The following is a 24259-nucleotide window of genomic DNA, read 5'->3' on the forward strand; positions in this document are numbered from 1 at the left end:
ACGATGAGTGAGCGGATCACCTACGCCAGGGCCACCCACGGCGAGGAAGAAATACAGGCTGTTGTCGACGTCTTGCGCAGCGGGCATCAAGGATTGCGCATCGGCAAGAACGTCTTCGAGATGGAAGAGCGTATCGCGGCCTTGGCAGGCAAGAAGTTCGGCGTCATGTGCAACTCGGGATCCTCGGGTCTGTACTTGGCTGTCGAGCTGCTCGGACTGCCTGCCGGCAGCGAGGTCATCACATCGCCGTTGACGTTCTCCACCGACATCGCGCCGATCGTGCGTGCCGGTCTGGTGCCGGTGTTCGTGGACGTGGAACCGAACACGTTCAACGTCGACGTCACCAAGATCGAGGCCATGGTCACCGAGAAAACCGGCGCCATCCTGATGCCGAACTTGGCCGGCAACTGCCCGGACTGGGACGCCATCCGCGACATTGCAGATCGCCACGGGCTCAAGGTGATCGAAGATTCGTGTGACGCGATCGGCGCCACGCTCCGCGGCACTCCGACCGGCTCTCGGGCAGACATTGTTGTCACCAGTTTCTCGATGGCACACATCATCACGTGCGCGGGAACCGGTGGAATGGTGTGCGTCGACGACGAAGCCAGCCGTGACAAGGCTCTACTGCTCCGCCGCTGGGGCCGTCGTAGTGAGCCGAACCTGTTCGGCAGCACCAAGTCCGGCCGAGTGTTCCGTGAAGAACTCGACGGTGTCGATTACGACAACGATTTCATCTTCGAGCTCATGTCGTGGAACTTCGAGCCCTCCGAACTCGGCGCAGCCTACGGCGTCGTGCAACTCGACAAGCTGGAGGAGAACTACAAGACGCGCAAAGCCACGTTTGCGGCCTTCACGGCGGCGTATGGGGCTCATCCCGAGTTCTTCACGACGCCGGTAGAACTCGACGGTCTTGATACGGCGTGGCTGTGCTACCCCGTGATGATCAACGAGAATGCACCCTTCACGCGTAGCGACCTGCAGGAAGCCATCGAGGCCGACGGCATCGACACACGAACTGTGTGGAGCGGCAACGTCACTCGTCACCCGATGATGAAGAACATCGAATTCCGTCAGCCGGCCGAAGGTTTGCCGGAAGCCGACGCGGTTTTTGCCCGCGGCATGACGCTCGGCATGAGCCACGGCCTGCGTGAAGACGAAGTTGCTCGGATTGCGGAGAGCATCAATCGCTTCGCCTCGAAGTTCAAATAGCATGACGAGGCGTTTCGAGGGCCGCCGAGCGCTTGTCACCGGTTCCAGCCGCGGAATCGGTGCAGGCGTCGCAGAAAGGCTGGCAGCGGAAGGCGCTGACGTCGCTCTCGTGGCCCGGACGCTCGGTGCGCACGCAACCCTGCCTGGCAGTCTCGAGGAGACAGCCGCTCGCATTGCGAAGTACGGAAACAAGGTCGAGATCATTGTTGCGGATCTGACGGACGAGCAGCAGCGCGACACCGTTGTGCCGGCGGCAATCGAGAAGCTCGGCGGGACGATCGACATCCTGGTGAACAACGCGGCAGCAGCGATCTATCAACCGCTGTCGGACTACCCACTGCGTCGGCGACGTCTGATGTTCGAGGCAAATGTCCACGCACCGCTCGATCTGATGCAAGCCGTGGTGCCGGGGATGGTGGCAAACGGATACGGCTGGATCGTGAACGTGTCCAGCGGCACCGTCAAACCGTGGCAGGGCCCGCCGTTCACGTGGGTCGAACCGGGAACCACGATGACCGTGTACGGCGCGTCCAAAGCAGCGCTCAACAGGATCAGCAACGGCATGGGCGTGGAACTCTACGGCCAGGGGGTGCGTGTCAACACGGTTCAACCGCGGGCGGCGGTGCTCAGCGAGGGCGCAAGAGTCCTGGTCGGTGAGACTATCCGGCCGGATCAGGTCGAATCTATGGAAGAAATGGTGGAAGCGGTCACAGCGCTGTGTGGTTGCGACACCGAGTTCACCGCGCGCTCGTGCGTGAGCTTGGACCTGATCGACGACTGGGCTCTGACCGTGCGAGGACTGGACGGCACAGCATTACCGGAGAAAGCAGCATTACCGGCGAAAACAGCATTACCGGAGAAAGCAGCATTACGAACCGAGGAGTTGGCATGAAGCCCGTCATCGTGGACGCAGCACGAACGCCGTTCGGCAAGCGTGAGGGATGGCTGTCCGGAGTCCACGCGGCCGAACTGTTGGGTTACGCGCAGAAAGGCGTGCTGGATCGGGTTGGCCTGGATCCTGGCGCAGTCGACCAGGTCATCGGTGGTTGCGTGACGCCTCTCGGCGAGCAGTTCGGCAATATCGTGCGTACGTCCTGGATGCATGCGGGCCTTCCGCTGAAAGCGGGCTGCACCACGATCGACGCGCAGTGCGGAACCGCGCAGCAGTCGGTGCAGTTGATGGCCGGGCAAATTGCCATCGGTGCAGTCGACGTGGGAGTTGCCTGCGGTGTGGAACTGATGTCGCGGGCACCACTGACGTACAAGGTGGGTACCGGCCTTGGAACACCACGTCCCGAGTCGTGGTCACTCGACACGGTCGATCAGTACACCGCGGCCGACCGGATTGCGGTCAAGCGTGGTTTCAGCCGCGAGGACCTCGACGCCTTCGGGTTGCGCTCGCAGCAGCGAGCCGCAGCAGCCTGGGAGGCAGGACGATTCGACTCGCACATTATCGATGTGCTGGCTCCGGGCTCTGACGTTCCGGTTCATCGGGATCAGGGTCTACGCGAATCGAGTCTCGAAGGACTCGCGAAACTGCGGACCGTTCAGGAGGGCGGACTGCACACCGCTGGAACGTCTTCGCAGGTCTCGGACGGTGCGAGTGCCGCTCTGCTGATGTCCGAGGATCGAGCGAAGGCCCTCGGAGTGCGACCGCGGGCAAAGATACTGGCGCAGTGCGTCATCGGTGGTGACACCGAGTTCATGCTCGACGGCCCCGTCGACGCGGCAAACATCGTGCTCGGCCGCACCGGCCTGACGATCGACGATATCGATCTGTTCGAGGTCAACGAGGCATTTGCTTCGGTACCGATGTCGTTTGCGCAGGTTCACGGCGTCGATCCCGAATTGCTGAACGTCAACGGTGGCGCAATCGCACTGGGCCATCCGGCCGGTGCAACCGGAATCAGGCTGTTGGCCAATGTCATCGACGAACTGGAACGCCGAGACAAGTCAACCGCACTGATCGCGATCTGTGCGTCAGCCGCAACTACCTGTCTGATTCTCGAACGCATCTGACAAGAACCGAAGATTGAGGAACCTGCCATGGCACTGCCCCTGCTCGAAGATCACCGTGACCTGGCGGAAGCGGTATCCGCATTCGCGAACCGCTTCGGTGGCATCGCCGACACGCGCAGCAACGTCAAGCGCTATGCCGCCGGTGATCGGCTGGACTCCTGGGATGGATTGGTCCGTCAGGGCCTGCACGCAGTGCACCTGCCCGAGCAGTACGGCGGTGACGGGGCAGGACTTGCCGAACTGGCTGTGGTAGTCGAGCAATTGGGCGATGCGCTCTATCCGGGACCGTACGTTCCGACGGTCATCGCCAGTGGGATCCTTGCAACAGCCGCCGGCTCGGCCGCGGAGACAATGCTGACCGAATTGGCCACCGGTGCAACCGGAGCAGTCTGCACCGGCGCGGGATTGCGCGCGGCTCGCAGCGATGCCGGGTGGACGGTGAGCGGTTCTGCCGACCCCGCCCTGGGTTTGCCGGGAGCCGATGTCGTTCTCGTGCAGGCAAACAGCGAAGACGGTGAGTTGTGGTTCCGGCTCGAGCAGTCGTCTTCCGCTGCGGTGGAGGTCGAAGACGGAGTGGATCTGACACGGTCGATCGGAACACTGACGTTGACCGATCACCAGGTCGATGACGGGCTGATCGTCGACGGTCTCCAGACGCACCGAGTCGAACTGATCGTCAACACGGTGTTGGCTGCGGAGGCAAGCGGTATCGCCGGGTGGGCGCTACGCACCGCGGTCGACTATGTGAAGTCCCGTCAGCAATTCGGTCGTCCGGTCGGAAGCTTCCAGGCAGTTCAGCACAAGGCAGCCATGATGCTGGTCCGCTCCGAGATTGCCTGTGCCGCAGCGTGGGATGCGGCTCGATCCGAGGAACACGACGAGGATCAGCAGAAACTTGTCTCGGCTCAAGCCGCGTTGGCTGCACTGCCCGTCGGCATCGAGAATGCCCTCGAATGTGTGACGTTGCTCGGCGGAATCGGATTCACCTGGGAGCACGACGCGCATCTGTACTGGCGCCGGGCGATCAGTATTGCGGCGGTGGCAGGATCCGAGGTGAAGTGGGCACACGCCTTGGGCGGCCGGTCTGCCGATTCGGTCCGCGACTTCTCCTTTGTCGACCCGGACATGCTGCCGGAGTTGCGAGAGCAGGTTCGAAGGGTTCTGGACGAAGTTGCGCTGCTGCCGGACGACGGAACCACCAGCGCGAGTTGGGCGCCGGCCAAAGGTAGCGCTCGACGCGCACGATTTGCCGACGCCAAACTGGTTGCCCCACACTATCGGGCGCCGTACGGGTTGGGGGCCGGACCGAGGGAACAGGCCGTCATCGCACACGAATTCGCGATGCGAGGCTGGGCTCAACCGTCCACCGTGATCGGAGAATGGGTACTGCCCACGATCCTCGAACACGGCAACGCCGAGCAACAGGACAGGTTTGTCGAGCCTTCGCTGCGAGCCGACATCATCTGGTGCCAGCTCTTCAGTGAGCCGGGGGCGGGATCAGACCTGGCTGGTCTGAGTACCAAAGCCCGCAAGGTCGACGGTGGCTGGGTTCTCTCGGGTCAGAAAGTGTGGAACTCGGGTGCGCACGAGGCGGATTGGGGAGTCTGCCTGGCGCGTTCCGACGCGGACGCTCCGAAACATCGCGGGCTGTCGTACTTCCTGGTCGACATGACTTCGAAGGGCATCGACGTACGTCCACTCAAGCAAGCCACCGGTAAGTCGGAGTTCAACGAGGTATTTCTCGACGACGTATTCGTGCCGGACGACTGCCTGGTCGCGGAACCTGGACAGGGCTGGAAGTTGGCTGCGACAACACTGTCCAACGAGCGTCTGAGCATGGGCAGCACACTTCACCACGGTTCGAGCGATCAATTCCGTCAGGTGATTGCCGATGCGAGCCACGACTGCCCCCGTGAGGACGCGGTGGAAGGTCTCGGCCGCAGTATCTCTCGTGAACTGGCGCTGTCCGCGATGAATCTGCGTGGGGTGTCGGCGCGGCTGGCAGGTCAAGAACCGGGCGCCGAGATCAGCGTCTCGAAGGTGTACAACGCCCTGGCACAACGCGAGGGCTCGCGGGACCTGCTGCGTCTGCTCGGACCGCGCGCCGCCGTTGTCGATCCGGCAGCGAACTACGCGATAGACCACATCGGACTGCCCTCGATTCTGTTCGGCGGCGGAACCGTCGAAATTCAACTCAACGTCATCGCGCAGCGCGTACTCGGCCTGCCGCGTTCGTAGATCTTAGGAGCTTCACCATGTATTTGGATTTGTCGGAGGAGTCGAAGACTCTGCGCAAGGAATTGCGCGCGTACTTCGCGGAGATCATCAACGAGGAAGATCGTCGTGCTCTCGTGGATCAGACCGAAGGCGGCCCCGTCTTCGATCGCATCCTGCGCCGGATGGGTAAAGACGGTTGGCTGGGCTTGGGGTGGCCGGAGGAATTCGGCGGCCGGGGTGAGAACCCCGAAGCACTGTACGTGTTCTACGACGAGGTGATTCGTGCGAATGCACCGCTCTCACTGGTGACGCTGAACACCGTTGGCCCAGCGCTGATCAAGCACGGAACGCAGGCACAGAAGGACTTCTTCCTACGTCCGATCCTGGCGGGCGAGTTGATCTTTGCCATCGGCTACACCGAACCCAATGCGGGCACGGATCTCGCAGCACTCGAAACACGGGCCCGCATCGAGGGCGACGAGCTTGTCATCAACGGCAACAAGATCTTCACCAGTGCCGGTGTGTTTGCCGACTGGGTCTGGCTTGCCGTTCGTACCGATCCTGACGCGCCGACGCATCAGGGCATTTCCGTGGTCCTGGTGCCGACCAGCTCGCCGGGTTTCTCGGTAACCGAAATTCACACCGTGGGTGGAATCAGCACTTCGGCAACCTATTACGAAGATGTTCGGGTACCGATCGCCAATGTCGTCGGTGAGCTCAATCAAGGGTGGAAGCTCATCACCAACCAGCTCAACCACGAACGTGTTGCCCTGGCGGCACGCGGTGGTATAGCCAACGAGCTCTTTGCCGAGGTGGTCGAATGGGCAAAGACCGAACCCGCCGGTGACGGCCATGTCTACGACATCGGTTGGGTACGTGAGAAATTGGCAGAGGTCTACGCGCTGCTCAGTGCTGCCGACCTGATGAATCTGCGACTGGTGGCGGACGTCGCTGCCAACACGTTGGGCGGTGGCGATTCAGCTGCGGCCAAGATCTTCGGCACCGAGGCCGTCGTCAGTGCTTACGGCATGTTGCAGGAAGTGCTGGGCGCCAAGGGTTTGCTGCGCCCCGGCACACCCGGAGCGGTGCTCGAAGGACGGGTCGAGAACCTGGGTCGACGCGCACAGAACAACACCTTCGGTGGCGGTACCAACGAAGTGATGCGTGAAATCGTCGCCGCAAAATGCCTGGGCATGACGCTTGCTGCGCGTCGTCGAGCCGCGACCGCACAGAACGAGAAGAGCTGACATGGAATTCGAATTAGACGACAACTTGTCCGCCGTACGGGATCTGAGTGAATCGATCTTTGCGGCGAAGTCCGGTGTAGACCGGCTCCGGGAAGTGGAGGGCGCCGGCGGTTTCGACGCGGAACTGTGGAAGCTTCTCGCCGACTCCGACGTGCTGGGAATTGCTCTGCCGGAAGAGGTCGGGGGAGCGGGCCTCGGAATGCTCGGTCTGGCAGCGGTGCTGGAACAACAGGGTCGCCGGGTCGCCCAGGTCCCGCTCTGGTCGGTGGTGTCCACGGCGGCGCTGCCGATCGCGGAGTTCGGCAGCTCGGAGCAGAAAGCGTCGTGGCTTCCGGGACTGCTCGACGGCTCGGTGATCGTCACCGGTGCCTTCGACACCGGCTACAACGCCGAGACGGCAGTTCGCGCCGAGCCGGCGCCTGACGGTTGGGTTCTGTCCGGACGCGTCGACTCCGTACCGGCTGCCGAGTTCGCCGCAGCACTGGTTGTTCCGGTAACGATGCCGGACGGCAGTGTCACCGTCATGATCGTGCCGACGGATCGGGACGCGCTGGTGCGAACACCGCTTGCGGTGACGAACCGCGAGAGCAACAGCGCTGTGCAGTTCGACGGGGTTGCCGTCAGTGCAGCCGACGCACTTCCCGCAGACGGCACGGTAGTTCGAGACTGGACGCTGCGGCGTGCACGGGTGGCGCTGGCTGCCCTGGCCACCGGCGTCTGCGAGGAAGCGCTGGCGATGACGGCGAAATACACTTCGGAGCGAGTGCAGTTCGGTCGTCCGCTCTCGACCAATCAGGCAGTGGCAGTTCGGGCCGCCGACGCGTACCTCGACACCGAGAGCACAAGATTGACCACTCACCGCGCTGCCTGGTTGATGGACAGCGGAGTCGAGAGTGAAGCGGAAGCGGCTGCGCTGGTCGCCAAATGGTGGGCCTCGCGCGGCGGTTTGCGCGTCGTGCACGCGACCCAGCACCTGCACGGCGGGATGGGCGCGGATATCGACTACCCGATTCACCGCTACTTCCTGTGGGGACGCCAGATCGCCTTCACCTTGGGGAGCGCGGGGGCGATAGGCGCCGAACTCGCCGATCAGCTGGAAATCCGCGCTCAGATCGGGGCGTCGGCGTGAATATCTGAGGCCGCAGGTTCCAGTCACAGGCAGCGCGTCGGCAACCATCGCGCTACTCTGCCCTTCGTGAATCGCACCAGTTCGTTCATCAGGCCGTTGGTTCCTCGGGATCCGCACGAGCCGCATCGGGTGGCGACGCCGCTCGAACTGCTCACCGACCTCTGCTTCGTCGTGGCGGTCGCTCAAGCGGCCACCGGTCTGCACCATGCGATCAGCGAAGGGCACGCGGCCTCTGGCGTCGGACACTTCGCGATGGCGTTCTTCGCGATCTGGTGGACGTGGCTGAACTTCACGTGGTTCACCTCGGCGTACGACAACGACGACGGAATCGCCCGCCTGCTGACCATATTCCAGATCCTCGGGTCGCTGGTTCTTGCCGCCGGCATCGTCCGTTTCTTCAACGACGACGCCCTGCTGATCATCGTCGGCTACGTCATCATGCGAATAGCCCTGGTCATCCAATGGCTCAGGGTTTCGCGGAATGACCCGGAACACGCACTGACGGCTCGTCGATACGCTCTCGGAATCGTTCTGGTCCAGATGGGTTGGATCGGTTTCTACTTCGCGCCGTCCGCCATCTACGTCCCGACGTTCCTGGTGTTGGTTCTGTGCGAGTTCGCGGTTCCGATCTGGTCCGAGAAGCCGGGCATGACGCCGTGGCACCCGCATCACATCGCGGAGCGGTACTCGTTGTTCTTCATCATCGTTCTGGGCGAGACGATCCTCTCGACCACCATCGCGATTCAGGACGCGGTCGACGGTGAGCATCCGGCAGCGCAGGTCACCTACGTCGTGATCGGCGGCATCCTGATCGTCTTCAGCCTGTGGTGGTTGTACTTCCAACGCAATGCCGGCGAAGTGATCGGCGGTGACAATGTCTCACCCTTCGTCTGGGGGTTCGGTCATTACTTCATCTTCGCGGCCGCTGCCGCCATCGGTGCAGGATTGGCCTCACGCGTCGACTTCTGGACTCATCACGGCGACGGCAGCGCGTTGGTGACGGGTGCCGCCGTCACCGTTCCGGTCGCGGTCATCCTTGCGGCGTTGTGGTTCATCCACATTCGACTGCACGACTCGTCGATACGCACTCTCGCACCGTTCTCGGTCGCGATAGTCGTCGTCCTCGGCGGTACCTACACCGCAGTGCCCGAACTGGTCGCGGGACTGGCCTGCGCCGGGCTGTTGGCCGTGGAACTGATCTTGACCGAGGGCAAATCCGAAACCGTCTGAGCGCTCATTCGGAGGCAAGGAATATCGCCTTGGTGACCGCGACGGTCTCCAACGGTCCCTTCGACGGTCCGACCAGCACCGTCCACCGATCTTCGGAACGATCTATCGGATAGCTGCTTTCGGACCACACGATCGGGGTATCCGCCCCCTGCCCTCGGCAGGAGTAGGCGCCCGCCAGGCTTGGGTTCGATTCGGGAGAGGGCCACGAACCGCCGTGTCGGACGCGGCAGAGAAGACCGTTCTCGAGTTCGAGCCCGAACGGAGAAGGGTCGGTCGGCGGCGGATATGCCTCGACGCCGTCCACACCCCGAGCGGTGATCAGTTCTGTTCCCCAGGGAAATTGCAGGCAGAGAATCGAATCGGGCTCCGGACCGACCCAACACGCGTCCGCCCCGTCTGCGGTGCTTCCGCAGGTGATGACTCCCGGCGTGACTGCCGACTGCGATGCCGCGTAGCACTCGCTGATCTTCATGGCCGGTGTCGCGACACTCCAACCGGATTCAGGTTTGCCGGAACCGTCGACGGCAACAAGATTCACGATCTCGGTCGGGGTACCGCCTGCCGATGATCCCGCAGTCGCAGGCAAGCATCGGCAGAGGACTATGCGGGTGATCGTTCCCTCATCCGCTTTCTTACCTTCGGGTGTGAAGGTGATGCGATACCCGGTTCCCGCTTCGGCGTCGGCCGGAAAGACTGCGACGGATTCACCGTCGGAATTGGTTGTGGCAGTGAAGAGACCGTACAGTTCGGCGGCGCGCTGCATCTTCTGGCCGACGGTCAGTCCGTCCAGTGTGGCAGCGCCGGTCCGGGGCGCAATTTCGACGAGAACGCCGTCGGTGAAGGTCAATTCGCAGTCCTGTCATTCGACGACCACTGTTCCGGTCTTCGATACCGGTGCCAGGTCGCCGGCCACCTTCCGCGCCTCACCCTCGGTCATGCCGATACGAAGGTTGCGGAAACCGCTGGTGGAGAGTCGCTCTCGCGCCGAGTCGGGGTTCGAGGCAACCGCCAGCCGTGCGGTGAGTTGAGCTGCGTTGGCGGCGTCGATCGCCATTCCCCCGGTGGCATCGGCGATGCACGTCAACTGGCCGGACGCAGCGGCGTCGAGCTTGAATCCGATGGTGTGGATGGTCAGGCCAGGATCGTGAGGTATCGCTTCGGTGGACTCGCACAGAGGTTTGGGGGAGCAGGTGTCTTCCCCGTCGGAGACGAGGATGATCGTGCGCTCGCCATCGGCGGGGAGCGCGGCGGCCGCTTGCTGAAGTGCCGACAGGATCGGCGTGTATCCCGACGCGGACAGCCCGTCGATTCCCGCTGCGAATGCGTGTCGATCGAGTGGGCCGAGGGGCACGACTGTCTTGATGTCTCGGCAACCCACGTCCTTCTCGGCGTCGCTGCTACCCGTGGAGGTGCCGTACGCGATCAGGCCGAGCGTACTTTCGTCTGGAAGGCCACTGACGAGAGTGTGAATCGCGTTCTTGGCGGCGTCGATTCGAAGGCCGGGAGCGTCGTCCTGCTTCATCGACCCCGAGGCGTCCAGCACGATGACGGTAGGCGCCGTTGCGCTCACTTCTGAAGCCGGATCAGCAGCGACAGTTGCCTGCTGGGTCCCGCCTGCTTCTTGGGTCCCGCCTACTTCCTGGGTCCCACCACTGCCCTGCGTCGAACATCCGACGGCAATGATCGCAGTCGCTGCAATACAGATCGCCACACGAAGACGCATGGAACGAGGCTACGAGCTGCCGCAGTCCGCCAACAGTCGTCCGTACGGACGACACTGGCTCAGCGAATCGCGAGTCGTTCCTTGCGGAGCTTGTCGACCTCGGGCAGATGCAGGGGTTCCAGCTCGTTCACACCCAAGGCGCGCATGAGCAGGAGGTCCGCGAGTTCGGGGTTGCGAGCCAAAGCGGGTCCGTGCATGTACGTCCCGATCACCGAACCCTGCACGACGCCTTCGAATCCGTCGCCGACGCCGTTTCCGACACCATGGGTGACCCGTGCAAATCCGGAGGCCGAGCTACCCAGAGTTGTTCCGCCGCGGTGGTTCTCGAACCCCGAGAGGGGTGCGGTGAGTCCGTCGATCAGCGGCTTCGTGATGACTTCGCCGATGGAGCGCTTCTCTTGCGGTGAGGTCGTGACGTCGAGCATCGAGACACCTTCGACGCGTTCGCCGCTGGAGGTTTCGTACCAGTTGCCGAGCACCTGAATGGCAGCGCAGATCGCCAGAACCGGTGCGCCACGCTCGGCGGCGCGTTGCAGGCCAGGGTATTTCGCGAGATGGCGCGTTGCGAGTCGCTGAGCGGAATCCTCGGCGCCACCCAACGTGTACACGTCGAGCGAATCGGGCACCGGATCGCTGAGGGTGATGTCCACGATCTCGGCGTCGTAGCCACGCATCCGCAGACGCTGACGCAGGATCAGGGCATTGCCGCCGTCGCCGTAGGTACCCATCACGTCGGGGAGTACCAGACCGATGCGAACTGTCGAGTCAGACATTGCGAGACTCCTTCGCGATGGCGGTGTTGAGGTCACGGAAGGCCGTGTAGTTCGCCAGTACCTCCACACGTCCGGGAGGGCAGGAAGCAATGGCACGCAACGGGTCCGGGTCGAGAGTGTGCTCGACGCCCGCGTACGTGAGGCGAACTGCCAGATCGGTTCCGCGTTCGCCGGCGGCCACTACCTTGACGCCTTCGAAGTGCTCGAACTTCACGTCCCACAGCCAGGAGAGGTCTTCGCCGTCCGGCACCTGACCGTTCACCGCGATCACGAGTCCGTCCACCGTGGGATCGATCATCGACAGCGCTTCCTGCCAACCCGCGGGATTCTTCGCGAGCAGCATGTGAACGGAGTGCGGTCCGACCTCGACCGTGCTGTAACGGCCGGCGACTTCTTGAACCGTCGACGCGGCGGCAACTGCCCCGACCGGATCTGCGCCCAAAGCCGCTGCAGCCGCTACGGCCTGAGCTGCGTTACCGCGGTTGGCTTTTCCGGGGAGGGTCAACGTCATCGGAATCTTCAGGCCGTCGGGGCCGTAGAGATTGTCGTCGTCGAGCCACCAGGTCGGCTCGGGCCGCGCGAAGTCGGAACCGGTACTGCGCCAGTGCTTTCCCTCCCACACGATGGGTTCACCGGTGCGCGGACAGCTGACGGAATCGCCGGCCCAGCCGCCGCCGGCCGCAACCCACACGACGTTGGTGGCGTCGTATGCCACGGAGGTGACCAGTACGTCATCGCAGTTGGCGACGATCACCGCATTCGGATGCGCGTTGACACACGCGCGCAGTTTCCGTTCGATCATGTTGATCTCGCCGACCCGGTCGAGCTGATCGCGGCTGAGGTTCAGCAGCACGATTACTTCCGGGTTCACGGCGTCGGCTACGTGGGGGACGTGCAGTTCGTCGACCTCGAGTGCCGCCAGCGTCGCATCCGTACGCGCGGCCAGAGCGGCAACGATCCCGGCATCCATGTTGGCGCCGTCGGCCTGGGTCGCGACGTCACCGAGTGTGGCGAGCGCTGCAGCGGTCATCCGCGTGGTCGTCGACTTGCCGTTGGTACCGGTGACCACGACGGTGCGCTTGCCGCGTCCGAGCTGAGTCATGAGCGTCGGGTCGATCTTGAGGGCGATCAGCCCGCCGATCATCGAACCCTTGCCGCGACCGGCCTTCTGCGATGCCCAAGATGCTGCTGCGGCAGCTCGCATGGCGAGCTTTCCGCGCACTGTGATCGATAGTCCAGTTCCCACGGCCCGAGTTTCGCACAGGGCGTCGTCAGACGCCGAGTCGCGCCGGTGGTGAAGCTGCAGGTGTGTCAGAGAAAACAGTGCCAGCGGGCTTGCGCCTCATCTGTGCGGCGCTGGCACCGGCAATTACGATGACCGCCCCGACCAGCGACAACGGGCTCGGATCCTCGTGCAGGAACAGCCAGGACGCGCCGATTCCCACCACCGGCACCAGGAGGGAGAGTGGCGCCACCATGCCGGCCGGGTAGCGGCCCATGAGCATCGTCCAGAGCCCGGATCCGGCGATGGTGCCGAGCACGATGATGTAGGCCAGCCCGACCAGCGACGGCCAGGCGTCGGCGCTGAATGCGGTGCCGAGTGCGTGCCAGCCGACGGTGGGGCCTTCGACCACGGCTGACAGTGCGAGCATCGGCAACGGCGGGATGACACACATCCACAACATCAAGCGCATCGGTGCGGGCTCGCCGACGGTGTTCGCCGCGGCCAAGCGGCTGCCGAGATTGCCGAATGCCCAGGACAGACCGCCGAGGAGCGTGAGGATCACGGGCAACAGTGCCGCATGGTGCGAGCGGTCCCAGCCGATCAAGGACATACCGGCAACGGCGACGGCGATACCGGAGACCTGCCAGACGCTGAGCTTCTCGCGGAGCAGGAATGCGCCGAGTAGGACGGTGAACGGTGCTGACGACTGCAGGACAAGTGATGCAAGGCCCGTCGGCATCCCCGAATGCATCGCCCAGAAGAGGAAGACGAACTGGCCGAATCCGAAACCGAATCCGTAGAGCAGCAGCCAACGGAGCGGTACCTGCGGACGCGGTACGAAGATGACCACCGGAATCGCGATGATCAGAAACCGCAGCGCTGCGAAGAAGAACGGCGGGAAATGATCCAGGCCGACGCGAATGGCCAGGAAGTTCAGACCCCACAAGACGATCACGGTCAGGCCGAGGAGACGGTCGCGGGGAGTCATGCCGTTAATCGTGAGCCTTACGAAGCATCAGAACAAGCGAATATAGATGCACTATCCATGTAGTTTTGCTACATGGATATTCGTCACCGTATGGATGCCACGCGCCTGCGAATCCTCCGCGAGCTCGCCGACCGAGGAACCGTCGGCGCTACTGCTCTCGCCCTCTCGATGACGCCGTCCGCCGTCTCGCAACAACTCAAGATCCTCGGACGAGAGGCGGGGGTCTCGCTCCTCGAGCCGGACGGGCGCACGCTGCGCCTCACCGACGCGGGTCGAGCGCTGGTGCTTCGCGCCGACGACGTGGTGGCGGCGCTCGACCGGGCAGCGGACGAGATGGCGTCGTACCGAGGCTCGCCGCGGGGAAAGGTGCGAGTCGCGTTCTTTCCCTCCGGCGCGGCACTCCTGCTGCCCGGTGTCCTGACGGCGCTGAAGAACTCGGACGTGGACATCGACGCCTACGACGTCGACAAACCGGCGTCGGCAGTCCCTGGGCTGTTGGCCGATCACGATGTGATCCTCACTCACCGTGACGAACGCGGAGCTGAGACGTCATTTCCCCGGGTCAGCGTGCAACCGGTGATGCGTGAACCGATCGATCTGGTGCTGCGGCCTGATCATCCACTCGCCGAGCAGAATTCGGTTCGGTTGGAACAATTGGCCGATGAGAACTGGATAAGCGTGCGCGGCGGGTTTCCGGTCGACGACGTTCTGCTGTCGGTTGCGTCGGTAACCGGGGTCCAGCCTCGCGTCGCTCATCGGATAAACGATTTCCGCGTCATCGAAGAGTTGGTGGCGGCGGGTCACGGTGTGGCTTTGATGCCGCGTTACGCGATCACGCATCCCGGAGTATCGAGGAAACCGGTGGCGGGAGTGCGCGCTGCACGCGTTTATGAATTGGCAACTCGATTACATTCCGATCGCAGTCCGGCAATCGGAGTGGTACTCGACGCCTTTCGCGACGTCGCACGTGCTGTTGGTGAATGAACGACTGTTGGTGAATGAACACAAAACGGGAGCGACACGATTAGTGTCGCTCCCGCTTCGGTAGTGCAATCTCCACCGACTATTGAGGCCCGGTTAGTGGAGGCCGGTTATCGAGGGCCGGAATCAGGCGAGGGCCTTGGCCTTCAGTGCTGCGAATTCTTCTTCGCTGATGGTGCCGGCGTCGAGAAGTGCCTTTGCATCTGCGATGGATTCGGCCGGGGACTTTCCGGCAACCTCACGGATGTAGCTGTCCTGTGCGTTCTTGACCTGCTGCGCAGCCTCGAGGGACCGCTGTGCCATTCCGTCGCTGCGAACGATCAGGTAGACGAGCGAGGTGAGCAGCGGAATGAAGAACAGGAAGACGATCCAGATTGCCTTCACCCAGCCGGAGGTCTTGTGATCGCGGAACAGGTCGGTGATGATCGAGAAGAGCAGGATCAAGTACGCGATGAACGCGAAGCTGATGATGATCAGCCAGAGGAAGTCCCAAAAGGAATCCATTGTCGAGCTCCATTTCACAAGTCGGATTTGTCTGAGCTGACTATCTCACGCGCACGTGGCGTCTGCATCATCCTCGATGGGTGAATTCTTTTTGTTAACTTCGCTAACCGACTCTTTCGGGACCAATGTCATGCCCAATCGAAAACATGGACCGAAAATCTTCAGTGCCCCGAAAACGACCCTGGTCTCACCCGAAAATCGGGTGAGACCAGGGATTGTTCACGAGTCGGGTGCTGAGTGTCAGCTGGCGCGGTTCACTGCCGAGACCACAGCGCGCAGCGAGGCCGTCGTGATCGACGTGGCGATACCCACACCCCAGACGACGGTGCTCTGACCCTCCGGGCCCGTCACGGCGCACTCGACGTAGGCCGCGGCCTGGGCGTCGTCACCGGCGGACATCGCGTGCTCGGAGTAGTCGAGGACACGAACGTCGAAGTTGATGCTTCCCAGCGCGTCGACGAAGGCAGCGAGCGGGCCGTTGCCGGTTCCCGAGATCTCCTGCTCCTTGCCGTTCACCTTGACGATCGCGGTGATCGCATCGGTGCCGCCGTCTTCCTCGGACGCGGTGACCTTCTGCTTCATGCGCTCGAGCGGGGTGATGGGAGCGAGGTACTCCTCGTGGAAGACGTCCCACATTTCCTTCGGCGAAACCTCGCCGCCCTCACCGTCGGTGATCTTCTGGACCGACTGCGAGAACTCGACCTGCAGACGACGCGGCAGCACGAGACCGTGATCGGCCTTCATGATGTACGCGACGCCGCCCTTGCCGGACTGCGAGTTCACGCGGATGACGGCCTCGTAGCTGCGGCCGACGTCCTTCGGGTCGATCGGCAGGTAGGGGACCTGCCAGAGAATGTCGTCGACGTCGGAGTTCTGGCTGTCGGCGTCGACCTTCATGGCGTCGAGGCCCTTGTTGATGGCGTCCTGGTGGCTGCCGGAGAATGCGGTGTAGACCAGGTCGCCGCCGTACGGATGACGCTCGTGGACGGGCAGCTGGTTGCAGTACTCGACCGTGCGACGGATTTCGTCGATGTTCGAGAAATCGATCTGCGGGTCGACGCCACGCGTGAACATGTTCAGAGCGAGAGTGACCAGGCAGACGTTGCCGGTGCGCTCACCGTTGCCGAACAGGCAGCCTTCGATGCGGTCTGCGCCGGCCTGGTAGCCCAGCTCGGCTGCAGCGACGCCGGTGCCGCGGTCGTTGTGGGGGTGCAGCGACAGAATGACCGAATCGCGGCGAGCCAGGTTGCGGTGCATCCACTCGATGGAGTCGGCGTACACGTTGGGCGTGGCCATCTCGACGGTGGCAGGCAGGTTCAGGATGACCGGGTTGGCAGGCGTCGCACCCAGGGTTTCGGTGACGGCGTCACAAACTTCCTTGGCGTACTCGAGCTCGGTGCCGGTGTAGGACTCGGGGGAGTACTCCCAGCGCCAGTTTGTGTCCGGGTACTTCTTGGACTCGGCCAGGACCAGCTCGGCGGCGTCGGTGGCGATCTTCTTGATCGTGTCCTTGTCGGCGCGGAACACGACGCGGCGCTGCAGGATCGAGGTGGAGTTGTAGAAGTGCACGATCGCGTTTTCGGCACCTTCACAGGCCTCGAACGTGCGCTTGATCAGCTCGGGACGCGACTGCGTCAGCACCTGGATGGTGACGTCGGACGGGATGGCGCCGTCTTCGATGATCTCGCGAACGAAATCGAAGTCCGTCTGGCTCGCGGACGGGAATCCGACCTCGATCTCCTTGTAGCCCATACGAACCAGGAGATCGAACATACGACGCTTGCGCGCCGGGCTCATCGGATCGATCAGCGCCTGGTTGCCGTCGCGCAGGTCAACGGCACACCACTGGGGTGCTCGGTCGATGATCTTGTCCGGCCAGGTGCGGTCGGGCAGCGTGACTGTCTCGACCTCTTCGGCGAACGGGCGGTAGCGGAACGTCGGCATCGACGAGTTCTTCTGCGTGTTCCACGCAGGCTGGTCGGAAGGTGCCGGCTTCGTGGGCGGGGTGATGGTGCGAGTGCCGGTGGTGAATGCGTCAGCGGGGGACATGGGTGTGATCTCCAGGATTGTGGACCCGGCCTGTTGACCTGTTGGTCAAGACCATGAGTCCGGAAGGCTTGGTCGACCGGCGCACAAAAACCCCGCGGCGGGAGGCCAGTCTGGATCAGACCCCGTCGCGGCAACCAAGAAGGAGTGCGCGCTGCATGGACAGCACTCTACTCCTGGATTTCGCGAGAAAACGGTGGGGTTCGCCCTCATGTCCAATTTGTCGCCGAATTGTGCTGCCGTTTCAGCCCCGAAAATGGTGGACTGTCGTCCATGGATCCCCGAATCGCCGTGGCGAGCACGTACCTCGACGCGCTCCGCAGTCACGATGGCAGTTCCGTACCGCTGGCTCCGGACGCGGTACGCCACGAGGTCGGGCTCAAGACCGGATTCTCGGGGAATCATCTGCGGCGCAGCCTTTCCGGAGGTCCTCAGTATCGCGTGATCCGCGACATTCGTGAGGTGGAGTGGACGGTCGACGGGGACGACCTGACGGCTGACTACCTCCTTGACGCCGGGTTGTTCGGGCGCAACCTGATGACCGTTCGGGTTATCGAGACTTTCCGGATACCCGCTGACGATCACCGCATTCACCGCATCACCGCACAGATCCGACCGGCGCGCGCCAAGCACACGTGAGGCGCGCGATCCGCTGGATCGTCTGTTCACTACTGATCGTTCTCGCCGGTCTCGGTTCTGCCGGCTCGGTGGTTGCGCTGTTCGTCCACACCCAGGTGAACGACACCGACAGCTACGTCGAGACGGTTGCCCCGTTGGCTTCCGAACCTGCTGTCCAATCGGCGGTCGTTGACCGGCTCACCGAGGAATTGACGCAGCGGTTGGACCGGTTTCCGCAGGTGGTGACGAGACAAGCCGAGAAACTCGTTCGGGAGGCGGCTCAGTCGTTGGTCTCGAGCGAGAAGTTTGCGACGCTCTGGACCGCGGCCAACCGTCAGGCGCACGCGCAACTTGCCGCGATGGTGACCGGCCGGGCCACCGACGGCATCGTTCGGTCCGACGACAGCGGAACAGTCACCTTGTCCCTCGAACCGGTCATGACAGAACTGCGGACGAACCTCCGCGATCGCGGATTCACCATCGTCGATCGTCTCCCGACGTTCGATCCGCAGTTCGAGATCCTGCAATCCGACGAGCTGGTGCGGGCCCAGGACCTCTCGAACACTCTCGACCGAGCAGCGGCCTGGCTGCCGTGGGTGTCGGTGGCCTGTGCGATCGCGGCGGTCGCAGTTGCGCCGAGGCGAATGCGCGGGCTGTCCCTGCTCGGGCTGGCGACGGCGGTGGCGATGATCGCCCTGCTGGTGGCGCTGACCGTCGTGCGTCGGGTCTATTTACAGAATTCAGACATACCGTCATCTGAGGCGGCCGTCGCGGTGCACGACGCGCTGGCAGTTTCGCTGGTCAGCAGTATCCGCGTGCTTCTCGCCTGCGGAGTTGCCGTCGCGGTGGTCGGTTACGTTGCCGGTGGCTCGCGTTCTGCGACGTTGATGCGAGCGCGGATCTCACAACTGATCCCGCGCGGATCTGAGGCGAACAGCAGTACGCATCGGGAAGTCCCAGGACCACCTCGGTAAGCTCGACCTCTGGTATCTGTAAACAATTTCGACCTGGAGGTAGAAACGCGTGGCTCTCGTCGTCCAGAAGTACGGCGGATCCTCGGTGGCAACCGCCGAGCGCATCCGACGAGTCGCTGAACGGATCGTCGAGACCAAGAAGGCCGGCAATGATGTCGTCGTCGTGGTGTCAGCGATGGGCGATACCACCGATGAGCTGCTCGATCTTGCTCAGCAGGTGTGCCCTTCCCCGCCGGCCCGTGAAATGGACATGCTGCTGACCTCGGGTGAGCGCATCTCCAACTCCTTGGTAGCGATGGCAATTCACTCCCTCGGCGCCGAAGCTCGTTCGTTCTCGGGCTCACAAGCTGGAGTCATCACGACCGGCAGCCACGGAAACGCCAAGATCATCGACGTCACGCCCGGCCGTGTTCGCACTGCGCTGGACGAAGGCTCGATCGTTCTGGTCGCCGGATTCCAAGGCGTCAGCCAGGACAGCAAGGACATCACGACGCTCGGACGCGGTGGCTCGGACACCACTGCCGTGGCGTTGGCAGCTGCGCTCAACGCTGACGTCTGCGAGATCTACACCGACGTCGACGGCGTGTTCTCCGCCGATCCGCGCATCGTCCCCGACGCTCACCGCCTCGAGACGGTTTCCTTCGAGGAAATGCTCGAACTCGCAGCATGTGGTGCCAAGGTGCTCATGCTCCGGTGCGTCGAGTACGCCCGTCGTTACAACGTGCCAGTGCACGTCCGTTCGTCATACACCACCAAGCCCGGAACAATCGTGTCCGGATCGATGGAGGACATTCCTGTGGAAGAGGCCCTGATCACCGGAGTCGCGCACGATCGCGGCGAAGCCAAGATCACCGTTGTCGGATTGCCGGACACACCGGGACACGCTGCCAAGGTGTTCCGCGCAGTCTCCGATGCCGAGATCAACATCGACATGGTGCTGCAGAACATCTCCAAGGTGGAGACCAACAAGACGGACATCACCTTCACACTGCCGACCGCCGACGGCCCCCGCGCCGTCGAGATCCTGACCAAGCGCCAGGAAGACATCGGCTTCACGCAGATCTTGTTCGACGACCACATCGGCAAGGTTTCCCTGGTCGGCGCCGGAATGCGGAGCCACCCGGGCGTCACCGCCACGTTCTGCGAGGCGCTGGCCAAGGCTGACATCAACATCGACCTCATCTCGACCTCTGAGATTCGCATCTCAGTGCTGGTCAAGGACACCGAATTGGACGACGCTGTACGTGTCATCCACGACGCTTTCGGGCTCGGTGGCGAAGAAGAAGCAGTAGTACACGCTGGAACGGGACGGTAATTTCTCATGACGACTATCGCTGTTGTCGGTGCGACCGGTCAGGTCGGCATCGTCATGCGCACTTTGCTCGAAGAGCGGAACTTCCCCGCGGACAAGGTGCGGTTCTTCGCATCGGCACGCTCCGCCGGTAAGAAGCTTCCCTTCCGCGGCGAAGAGATCATCGTCGAGGATGCGGCCGCCACGTCGGACGAGGATCTCAAGGGCATCGACATCGCCCTCTTCTCCGCTGGTGCGACGCTCTCGCGCGCCCAGGCTCCGCGTTTCGCTGCTGCCGGCGCGACGGTTGTCGACAACTCTTCGGCATGGCGCAAGGATCCCGAGGTTCCCCTCGTGGTCAGCGAGGTCAACCCGCAGGACACCAAGAACCTGGTCAAGGGCATCATCGCGAACCCCAACTGCACCACCATGGCAGCGATGCCGGTGCTGAAGGTTCTGCATGACGAAGCCGGTCTGCAGCGTCTGATCGTCTCCAGCTACCAGGCCGTGTCCGGTAGCGGCATCGCCGGCGTCGAGGAACTCCTCGGCCAGGTGCGCGCCGTAGTCGGCGACGCCGAGAAGCTGGTTCACGACGGCAGCGCTGTCGACTTCCCGGCCCCGAACAACTATGTCGCCCCCATCGCGTTCAACGTCCTGCCTCTCGCAGGTTCGCTGGTCGACGACGGAAGCGGCGAGACCGACGAAGATCAGAAGCTCCGCAACGAGAGCCGCAAGATCCTCGGACTTCCCGATCTGTTGGTTTCGGGCACCTGCGTGCGCGTTCCCGTCGTGACCGGGCACTCGCTCGCGATCAACGCAGAGTTCGCGAACCCGCTCTCGGTCGCTCGTGCGAAGGAAATCCTCGCCGACGCTCCCGGTGTGGAGCTGGTAGAGGTTCCGACGCCGCTGGCCGCTGCCGGTGGCAACGCGTCGCTGGTCGGTCGCATCCGTCAGGACGAGGGTGTTCCGGAGGGCCGCGGACTCGCGCTCTTCGTCTCGGGTGACAACCTCCGTAAGGGCGCCGCTCTCAACACGATTCAGATTGCCGAGCTGTTGGTCGGCTAAGCATCTTTTTGTCAGTGACCCCGCGCTTTCCGGTGCGGGGTCACTGTCGTTTGTCAGGAGTTCTAGTCGAGTTCGGAGATCGCGACCAGACCGCCGAGGTAGTCGGCATCCGAATACGCTTTGGCGAGAAGCACTCCGAGTTCACCGAGAGCTTTGTTGTCGCTGCCGTACGCGACAAACATGCCCGCTTCGGGATCGGTGCCGAATCGGCCTTCCAGATGCGGTGCATCGCGGCCTATCACTGCGTGGGCGACCGAAGCCCAGTCGTAGCCGGAGCCTTCGAAGCCTTCTACCTGCTCGAATACAGCTGCCACCTTGCCGAAATGCTGGTCGGTGAGCATCAGTGACCAGTTGCCGGGAGACGTTTCGAAAAGCTGCAGCGGTTCGATCGATGGTGATGTCATGTGAGTATTGAAGCAGATCCGACCGACAGGTTTCAGTCGTCTTTCTAGCGACCTACCGATTGGGCGAGAGCTACGGCGAAGCTGGAAAGTCGTTCTCGGGTATAGCTTTCGGGGTCGCTGACGGCCAACCGTCCGAGCATTTCGGCAAACGACATCATCGTGTGGGCGAGGAGTACCGGATCCAGTCCTTCGAGTTTCGGTTCGATGGCAATTCCGGCGCGGGCCAGTTCTTCGGCGCGAGCGAAAACGGCTCCGCGTGAGAGCTTCAACAGACCGTGATACTCGCTGGGTGCGTTCTCGACAGACGTGAGAATCAGGCGCCAGCGCGTCGGGTTCGCGAGTACGGCGTCGACGAAGGCTCCAACGGTTCCGGTGTACGACGCGGCTGGGCCGAGCTCGCTCAGATCTGTCGGCATGGTTTCGAGCACCTGAGCGATGGCTCGCTCGTGCTCGCGGCGCAGCAGTGCGGCGACGAGATCGGTCCTCGTGTCGAAAATTGTGTAGAGGACGGGCTTGCCGACGCCGGCTTCGGCGGCCACTGATTCCATGCTGAGGTTGTGCAGGCCAACGCGGCCGGTGACCTCGAATGCTGCGTCGAGGAGCTGTTCGCGACGTTGCTCGGGCGCCATGCGCGGAGCGTACTTTCGACGCGGTGTGTCCGTTGTGTCTGCCTGTGACCTGGTCATCGTGTGCCTCACCTCCGCTCCCACCCTAATCTGCCAGCCACTTCTGCATGAATCATACGCAACCGTTGTATTCGGCGTCTGCAATTGTTACGGTGGCGTTGTATTCGAAGGGGTGCTCAGTGAGGCGCCTCTGCCGAGATCTCGAGGAGAACAACCGCTATGACAGCGCCGAATGATCTGTTGCTCCATCCCTCCACTTACGATCGGCCGGAGTTCGACGCGACCACGCGGAGACTGCTGGGCGCGACCGTCGACTGGTTCGAGGCACGTGGAAAGGGTCGGCTCCTGGCCGACTATCACGACAAGACCTTCTACTCCGATTTCCTCGATTTCGCGGCGAAGGAAGGGCTGTTCGCCACATTTCTGACGCCGGCCCGCGACAGCGGCGGCGACTCCGACAAGCGCTGGGATACCAGTCGTATCGCCGCGCTGTCCGAGATCCTCGGCTTCTACGGACTCAACTACTGGTACCCGTGGCAGGTGACCATTCTCGGTCTCGGGCCGGTGTGGCAGAGCGACAACGAGACGGCAAGGGCGCGAGCAGCTTCCGCGTTGAATTCCGGAGGTGTTGCGGCATTCGGATTGTCCGAGAAAGAGCACGGCGCCGACGTCTACTCCACCGACATGGTCTTGACGCCGAACGGCGGTGGCGGCTACCTGGCCAGCGGTTCGAAGTATTACATCGGAAATGGCAACTGTGCCAACACTGTTTCCGTCTTCGGTCGCGTCGACGGAGTGGAGGGTGCTGATCAGTACGTCTTCTTCTACGCTGACTCGGACCATCCGGCATTCACCGTGGTGAAGAACATCGTTCCGGCGCAGATGTACGTAGCGGAGTTCTCTCTCGCCGACTATCCCGTTGCGGCAGAAGATATTCTGCATACCGGTGAGGCAGCATTCAGTGCCGCACTCAACACGGTGAACATCGGAAAATTCAACCTGTGCTTCGGCGGAATCGGTATGTCGACGCATGCGTTGTACGAGACGATCACCCACGCGCACAATCGAATTCTGTTCGGCAATCCAGTCACTGCCTTCCCTCACGTCCGACGTGAATTCGTCGACGCGTACGCGCGCCTGCTGGCAATGAGGCTTTTCTCGGATCGAGCGGTGGACTATTTCCGTACTGCATCGCCCGAAGACCGCCGCTATCTCTTGTTCAACCCCGTCACCAAGATGAAGGTGACAACCGAAGCGCAGAAAGTGATCGGACTGCTCTCCGATATCGCTGCGGCAAAGGGTTTCGAGAAGGACAGCTACCTCGCGGTGGCCAAGATGGATGTCGACGGGTTGCCCAAACTCGAGGGAACCGTCGCCGTCAATCTCGCCCTTATCGCCAAGTTCATGCCGGCGTACCTCTTTGCCCCCGCGTCATTTCCGGCGATTCCGACGCGCAATGACGCCGCCGACGACGAGTTCCTGTTCCGTCAGGGCCCGGCACGCGGGCTGTCGAAGGTTCGATTCGATGACTGGCGAGCGGTGTACGCGAAGTTCGCGGATGTTCCCAACGTCGCGCTGTTCGTCGAGCAGGCAGAAGCGCTCGTGACCCTTTTGGCCGAAGCTGCACCGGATGCGGCGCAGCAGGTCGACTTGGACTTCGGCTTGGCGATCACCGAACTCTTCACGCTCGTCGTCTATGGCCAGCTGATCCTCGAACAAGCCGAGATCTTGGGATTGGACGAGGGGGAGCGCGACGGTGGGGTTCTGGATCAGATCTTCGATGTCCTGGTCCGCGACTTCAGCGCTGCGGCGGTGGAGTTGTACGGCAAGCCCAGCGCCAGTGAAGATCAACAACGGTTGGCTCTCGCATCCATTCGGCGCCCCGCGTTTGCGGCCGAGCGATTCGAGTACGTCTGGCAGCAGGTTGTTGCTCTGTCCGGTGCATACGAAATGAACGGTGCTCGCGAAACGAACGGGGAGGAATGAA

22 protein-coding genes are annotated in these 24259 nt (G+C 62.8%); 13 read left to right on the forward strand and 9 right to left on the reverse strand.

What is annotated here, in order from left to right; genetic code table 11:
• Positions 1-3 precede the first annotated feature (3 nt).
• The 7 genes from ACFT1A_RS02355 (at position 4) to ACFT1A_RS02385 (ending at position 9054) form a co-directional block, all read left to right on the forward strand.
• Positions 4-1212, forward strand: coding sequence for a DegT/DnrJ/EryC1/StrS family aminotransferase (locus tag ACFT1A_RS02355; protein ID WP_378445674.1), 1209 nt, complete (start codon positions 4-6; stop codon positions 1210-1212).
• Between the two features lies 1 nt (position 1213).
• Entirely contained in the window at positions 1214-2104 is an 891-nt protein-coding gene (locus tag ACFT1A_RS02360) for an SDR family NAD(P)-dependent oxidoreductase (RefSeq protein WP_378445675.1), read from the forward strand.
• A complete protein-coding gene (locus ACFT1A_RS02365; protein WP_378445676.1) occupies positions 2101-3231 on the forward strand; it encodes a steroid 3-ketoacyl-CoA thiolase in 1131 nt (376 codons plus the stop codon). The genes ACFT1A_RS02360 and ACFT1A_RS02365 overlap by 4 nt, the downstream gene beginning before the upstream one ends.
• A 27-nt stretch (positions 3232-3258) precedes the next feature.
• Positions 3259-5469: an acyl-CoA dehydrogenase gene (locus ACFT1A_RS02370; RefSeq protein ID WP_378445677.1), complete on the forward strand. Its 2211-nt coding sequence runs from the start codon at positions 3259-3261 to the stop codon at positions 5467-5469.
• 17 nt (positions 5470-5486) lie between these two features.
• The gene (locus ACFT1A_RS02375; protein ID WP_378445678.1) at positions 5487-6695 is read left to right on the forward strand and encodes an acyl-CoA dehydrogenase family protein; all 1209 of its coding nucleotides are present in this window, start codon (positions 5487-5489) and stop codon (positions 6693-6695) included.
• A 1-nt stretch (position 6696) separates the two neighbouring features.
• On the forward strand, positions 6697-7824 hold the full coding sequence (locus ACFT1A_RS02380; protein ID WP_378445679.1) for an acyl-CoA dehydrogenase family protein: 1128 nt from the start codon (positions 6697-6699) through the stop codon (positions 7822-7824).
• A 66-nt stretch (positions 7825-7890) separates the two neighbouring features.
• Complete coding sequence (locus ACFT1A_RS02385) at positions 7891-9054, forward strand: low temperature requirement protein A (protein WP_378445680.1); 1164 nt, start codon at positions 7891-7893, stop codon at positions 9052-9054.
• Positions 9055-9058: 4 nt separating this feature from the next.
• On the opposite strand, the gene ACFT1A_RS02390 is transcribed toward ACFT1A_RS02385, so the two are convergent.
• The 5 genes from ACFT1A_RS02390 to ACFT1A_RS02410 are packed head-to-tail and all read right to left on the reverse strand — an operon-like array spanning position 9059 to position 13763.
• Positions 9059-9901, reverse strand: coding sequence for a hypothetical protein (locus ACFT1A_RS02390; protein WP_378445681.1), 843 nt, complete (start codon positions 9899-9901; stop codon positions 9059-9061).
• Positions 9902-9913: 12 nt separating this feature from the next.
• Entirely contained in the window at positions 9914-10777 is an 864-nt protein-coding gene (locus ACFT1A_RS02395) for a VWA domain-containing protein (protein WP_378445682.1), read from the reverse strand.
• A gap of 59 nt (positions 10778-10836) precedes the next feature.
• Positions 10837-11550 (reverse strand): type 1 glutamine amidotransferase, encoded by a 714-nt coding sequence (locus ACFT1A_RS02400; protein ID WP_003943465.1) that lies wholly within the window; start codon positions 11548-11550, stop codon positions 10837-10839.
• A complete protein-coding gene (locus ACFT1A_RS02405) occupies positions 11543-12796 on the reverse strand; it encodes a MurT ligase domain-containing protein (protein WP_021332917.1) in 1254 nt (417 codons plus the stop codon). The genes ACFT1A_RS02400 and ACFT1A_RS02405 overlap by 8 nt, the downstream gene beginning before the upstream one ends.
• A 25-nt stretch (positions 12797-12821) precedes the next feature.
• A complete protein-coding gene (locus ACFT1A_RS02410; protein ID WP_378445683.1) occupies positions 12822-13763 on the reverse strand; it encodes an EamA family transporter in 942 nt (313 codons plus the stop codon).
• Between the two features lie 90 nt (positions 13764-13853).
• Between ACFT1A_RS02410 and ACFT1A_RS02415 the strand changes: the two genes are divergently transcribed.
• A complete protein-coding gene (locus ACFT1A_RS02415; RefSeq protein WP_378445775.1) occupies positions 13854-14747 on the forward strand; it encodes a LysR family transcriptional regulator in 894 nt (297 codons plus the stop codon).
• A gap of 123 nt (positions 14748-14870) precedes the next feature.
• On the opposite strand, the gene ACFT1A_RS02420 is transcribed toward ACFT1A_RS02415, so the two are convergent.
• Together ACFT1A_RS02420 and leuA are read right to left on the reverse strand one after the other, a co-directional pair.
• Positions 14871-15248, reverse strand: coding sequence for an SHOCT domain-containing protein (locus tag ACFT1A_RS02420; RefSeq protein ID WP_003943489.1), 378 nt, complete (start codon positions 15246-15248; stop codon positions 14871-14873).
• A gap of 240 nt (positions 15249-15488) precedes the next feature.
• Entirely contained in the window at positions 15489-17297 is a 1809-nt protein-coding gene (leuA, locus tag ACFT1A_RS02425; RefSeq protein ID WP_003943488.1) for a 2-isopropylmalate synthase, read from the reverse strand.
• Positions 17298-17567: 270 nt separating this feature from the next.
• Between leuA and ACFT1A_RS02430 the strand changes: the two genes are divergently transcribed.
• From ACFT1A_RS02430 to ACFT1A_RS02445, 4 genes are read left to right on the forward strand one after another with little or no spacing between them, the layout of a single operon-like run.
• Positions 17568-17933, forward strand: coding sequence for a hypothetical protein (locus tag ACFT1A_RS02430; protein ID WP_378445684.1), 366 nt, complete (start codon positions 17568-17570; stop codon positions 17931-17933).
• Positions 17930-18886, forward strand: coding sequence for a hypothetical protein (locus tag ACFT1A_RS02435; RefSeq protein WP_378445685.1), 957 nt, complete (start codon positions 17930-17932; stop codon positions 18884-18886). The genes ACFT1A_RS02430 and ACFT1A_RS02435 overlap by 4 nt, the downstream gene beginning before the upstream one ends.
• Before the next feature lie 49 nt (positions 18887-18935).
• Positions 18936-20201 carry an aspartate kinase gene (locus tag ACFT1A_RS02440; RefSeq protein WP_003943494.1) on the forward strand — a complete coding sequence of 422 codons (1266 nt, stop codon included), beginning with the start codon at positions 18936-18938 and terminating at the stop codon, positions 20199-20201.
• A gap of 6 nt (positions 20202-20207) precedes the next feature.
• Positions 20208-21242, forward strand: coding sequence for an aspartate-semialdehyde dehydrogenase (locus ACFT1A_RS02445; RefSeq protein WP_283306612.1), 1035 nt, complete (start codon positions 20208-20210; stop codon positions 21240-21242).
• A 62-nt stretch (positions 21243-21304) separates the two neighbouring features.
• On the opposite strand, the gene ACFT1A_RS02450 is transcribed toward ACFT1A_RS02445, so the two are convergent.
• Together ACFT1A_RS02450 and ACFT1A_RS02455 are read right to left on the reverse strand one after the other, a co-directional pair.
• Positions 21305-21646 carry an Imm51 family immunity protein gene (locus tag ACFT1A_RS02450; RefSeq protein ID WP_378445686.1) on the reverse strand — a complete coding sequence of 114 codons (342 nt, stop codon included), beginning with the start codon at positions 21644-21646 and terminating at the stop codon, positions 21305-21307.
• Between the two features lie 44 nt (positions 21647-21690).
• Complete coding sequence (locus ACFT1A_RS02455; protein ID WP_378445687.1) at positions 21691-22332, reverse strand: TetR/AcrR family transcriptional regulator; 642 nt, start codon at positions 22330-22332, stop codon at positions 21691-21693.
• 138 nt (positions 22333-22470) lie between these two features.
• Here ACFT1A_RS02455 and ACFT1A_RS02460 point away from each other — a divergent pair, with 138 nt between their 5' ends.
• Positions 22471-24258, forward strand: a complete 1788-nt coding sequence (locus tag ACFT1A_RS02460; RefSeq protein WP_378445776.1) for an acyl-CoA dehydrogenase — start codon at positions 22471-22473, stop codon at positions 24256-24258.
• The last annotated feature ends 1 nt before the right edge of the window (position 24259 follow it).

Origin of the sequence: Rhodococcus sp. NPDC057135, from assembly GCF_042670865.1 — a bacterium.
Taxonomy (GTDB): domain Bacteria; phylum Actinomycetota; class Actinomycetes; order Mycobacteriales; family Mycobacteriaceae; genus Rhodococcus_F.

Bases quoted from the DNA above. Each gene is read 5' to 3' on its own strand.
- ACFT1A_RS02375 (WP_378445678.1), top strand. From the start codon at position 5,487: ATGTATTTGGATTTGTCGGAGGAGTCGAAGACTCTGCGCAAGGAATTG.
- ACFT1A_RS02400 (WP_003943465.1), bottom strand. From the start codon at position 11,550: ATGTCTGACTCGACAGTTCGCATCGGTCTGGTACTCCCCGACGTGATG.
- ACFT1A_RS02415 (WP_378445775.1), top strand. From the start codon at position 13,854: ATGGATGCCACGCGCCTGCGAATCCTCCGCGAGCTCGCCGACCGAGGA.
- ACFT1A_RS02420 (WP_003943489.1), bottom strand. From the start codon at position 15,248: ATGGATTCCTTTTGGGACTTCCTCTGGCTGATCATCATCAGCTTCGCG.
- ACFT1A_RS02355 (WP_378445674.1), top strand. From the start codon at position 4: ATGAGTGAGCGGATCACCTACGCCAGGGCCACCCACGGCGAGGAAGAA.
- ACFT1A_RS02360 (WP_378445675.1), top strand. From the start codon at position 1,214: ATGACGAGGCGTTTCGAGGGCCGCCGAGCGCTTGTCACCGGTTCCAGC.
- ACFT1A_RS02365 (WP_378445676.1), top strand. From the start codon at position 2,101: ATGAAGCCCGTCATCGTGGACGCAGCACGAACGCCGTTCGGCAAGCGT.
- ACFT1A_RS02410 (WP_378445683.1), bottom strand. From the start codon at position 13,763: ATGACTCCCCGCGACCGTCTCCTCGGCCTGACCGTGATCGTCTTGTGG.
- ACFT1A_RS02450 (WP_378445686.1), bottom strand. From the start codon at position 21,646: ATGACATCACCATCGATCGAACCGCTGCAGCTTTTCGAAACGTCTCCC.
- ACFT1A_RS02455 (WP_378445687.1), bottom strand. From the start codon at position 22,332: ATGACCAGGTCACAGGCAGACACAACGGACACACCGCGTCGAAAGTAC.
- leuA (WP_003943488.1), bottom strand. From the start codon at position 17,297: ATGTCCCCCGCTGACGCATTCACCACCGGCACTCGCACCATCACCCCG.
- ACFT1A_RS02370 (WP_378445677.1), top strand. From the start codon at position 3,259: ATGGCACTGCCCCTGCTCGAAGATCACCGTGACCTGGCGGAAGCGGTA.
- ACFT1A_RS02395 (WP_378445682.1), bottom strand. From the start codon at position 10,777: ATGCGTCTTCGTGTGGCGATCTGTATTGCAGCGACTGCGATCATTGCC.
- ACFT1A_RS02430 (WP_378445684.1), top strand. From the start codon at position 17,568: ATGGATCCCCGAATCGCCGTGGCGAGCACGTACCTCGACGCGCTCCGC.
- ACFT1A_RS02445 (WP_283306612.1), top strand. From the start codon at position 20,208: ATGACGACTATCGCTGTTGTCGGTGCGACCGGTCAGGTCGGCATCGTC.
- ACFT1A_RS02380 (WP_378445679.1), top strand. From the start codon at position 6,697: ATGGAATTCGAATTAGACGACAACTTGTCCGCCGTACGGGATCTGAGT.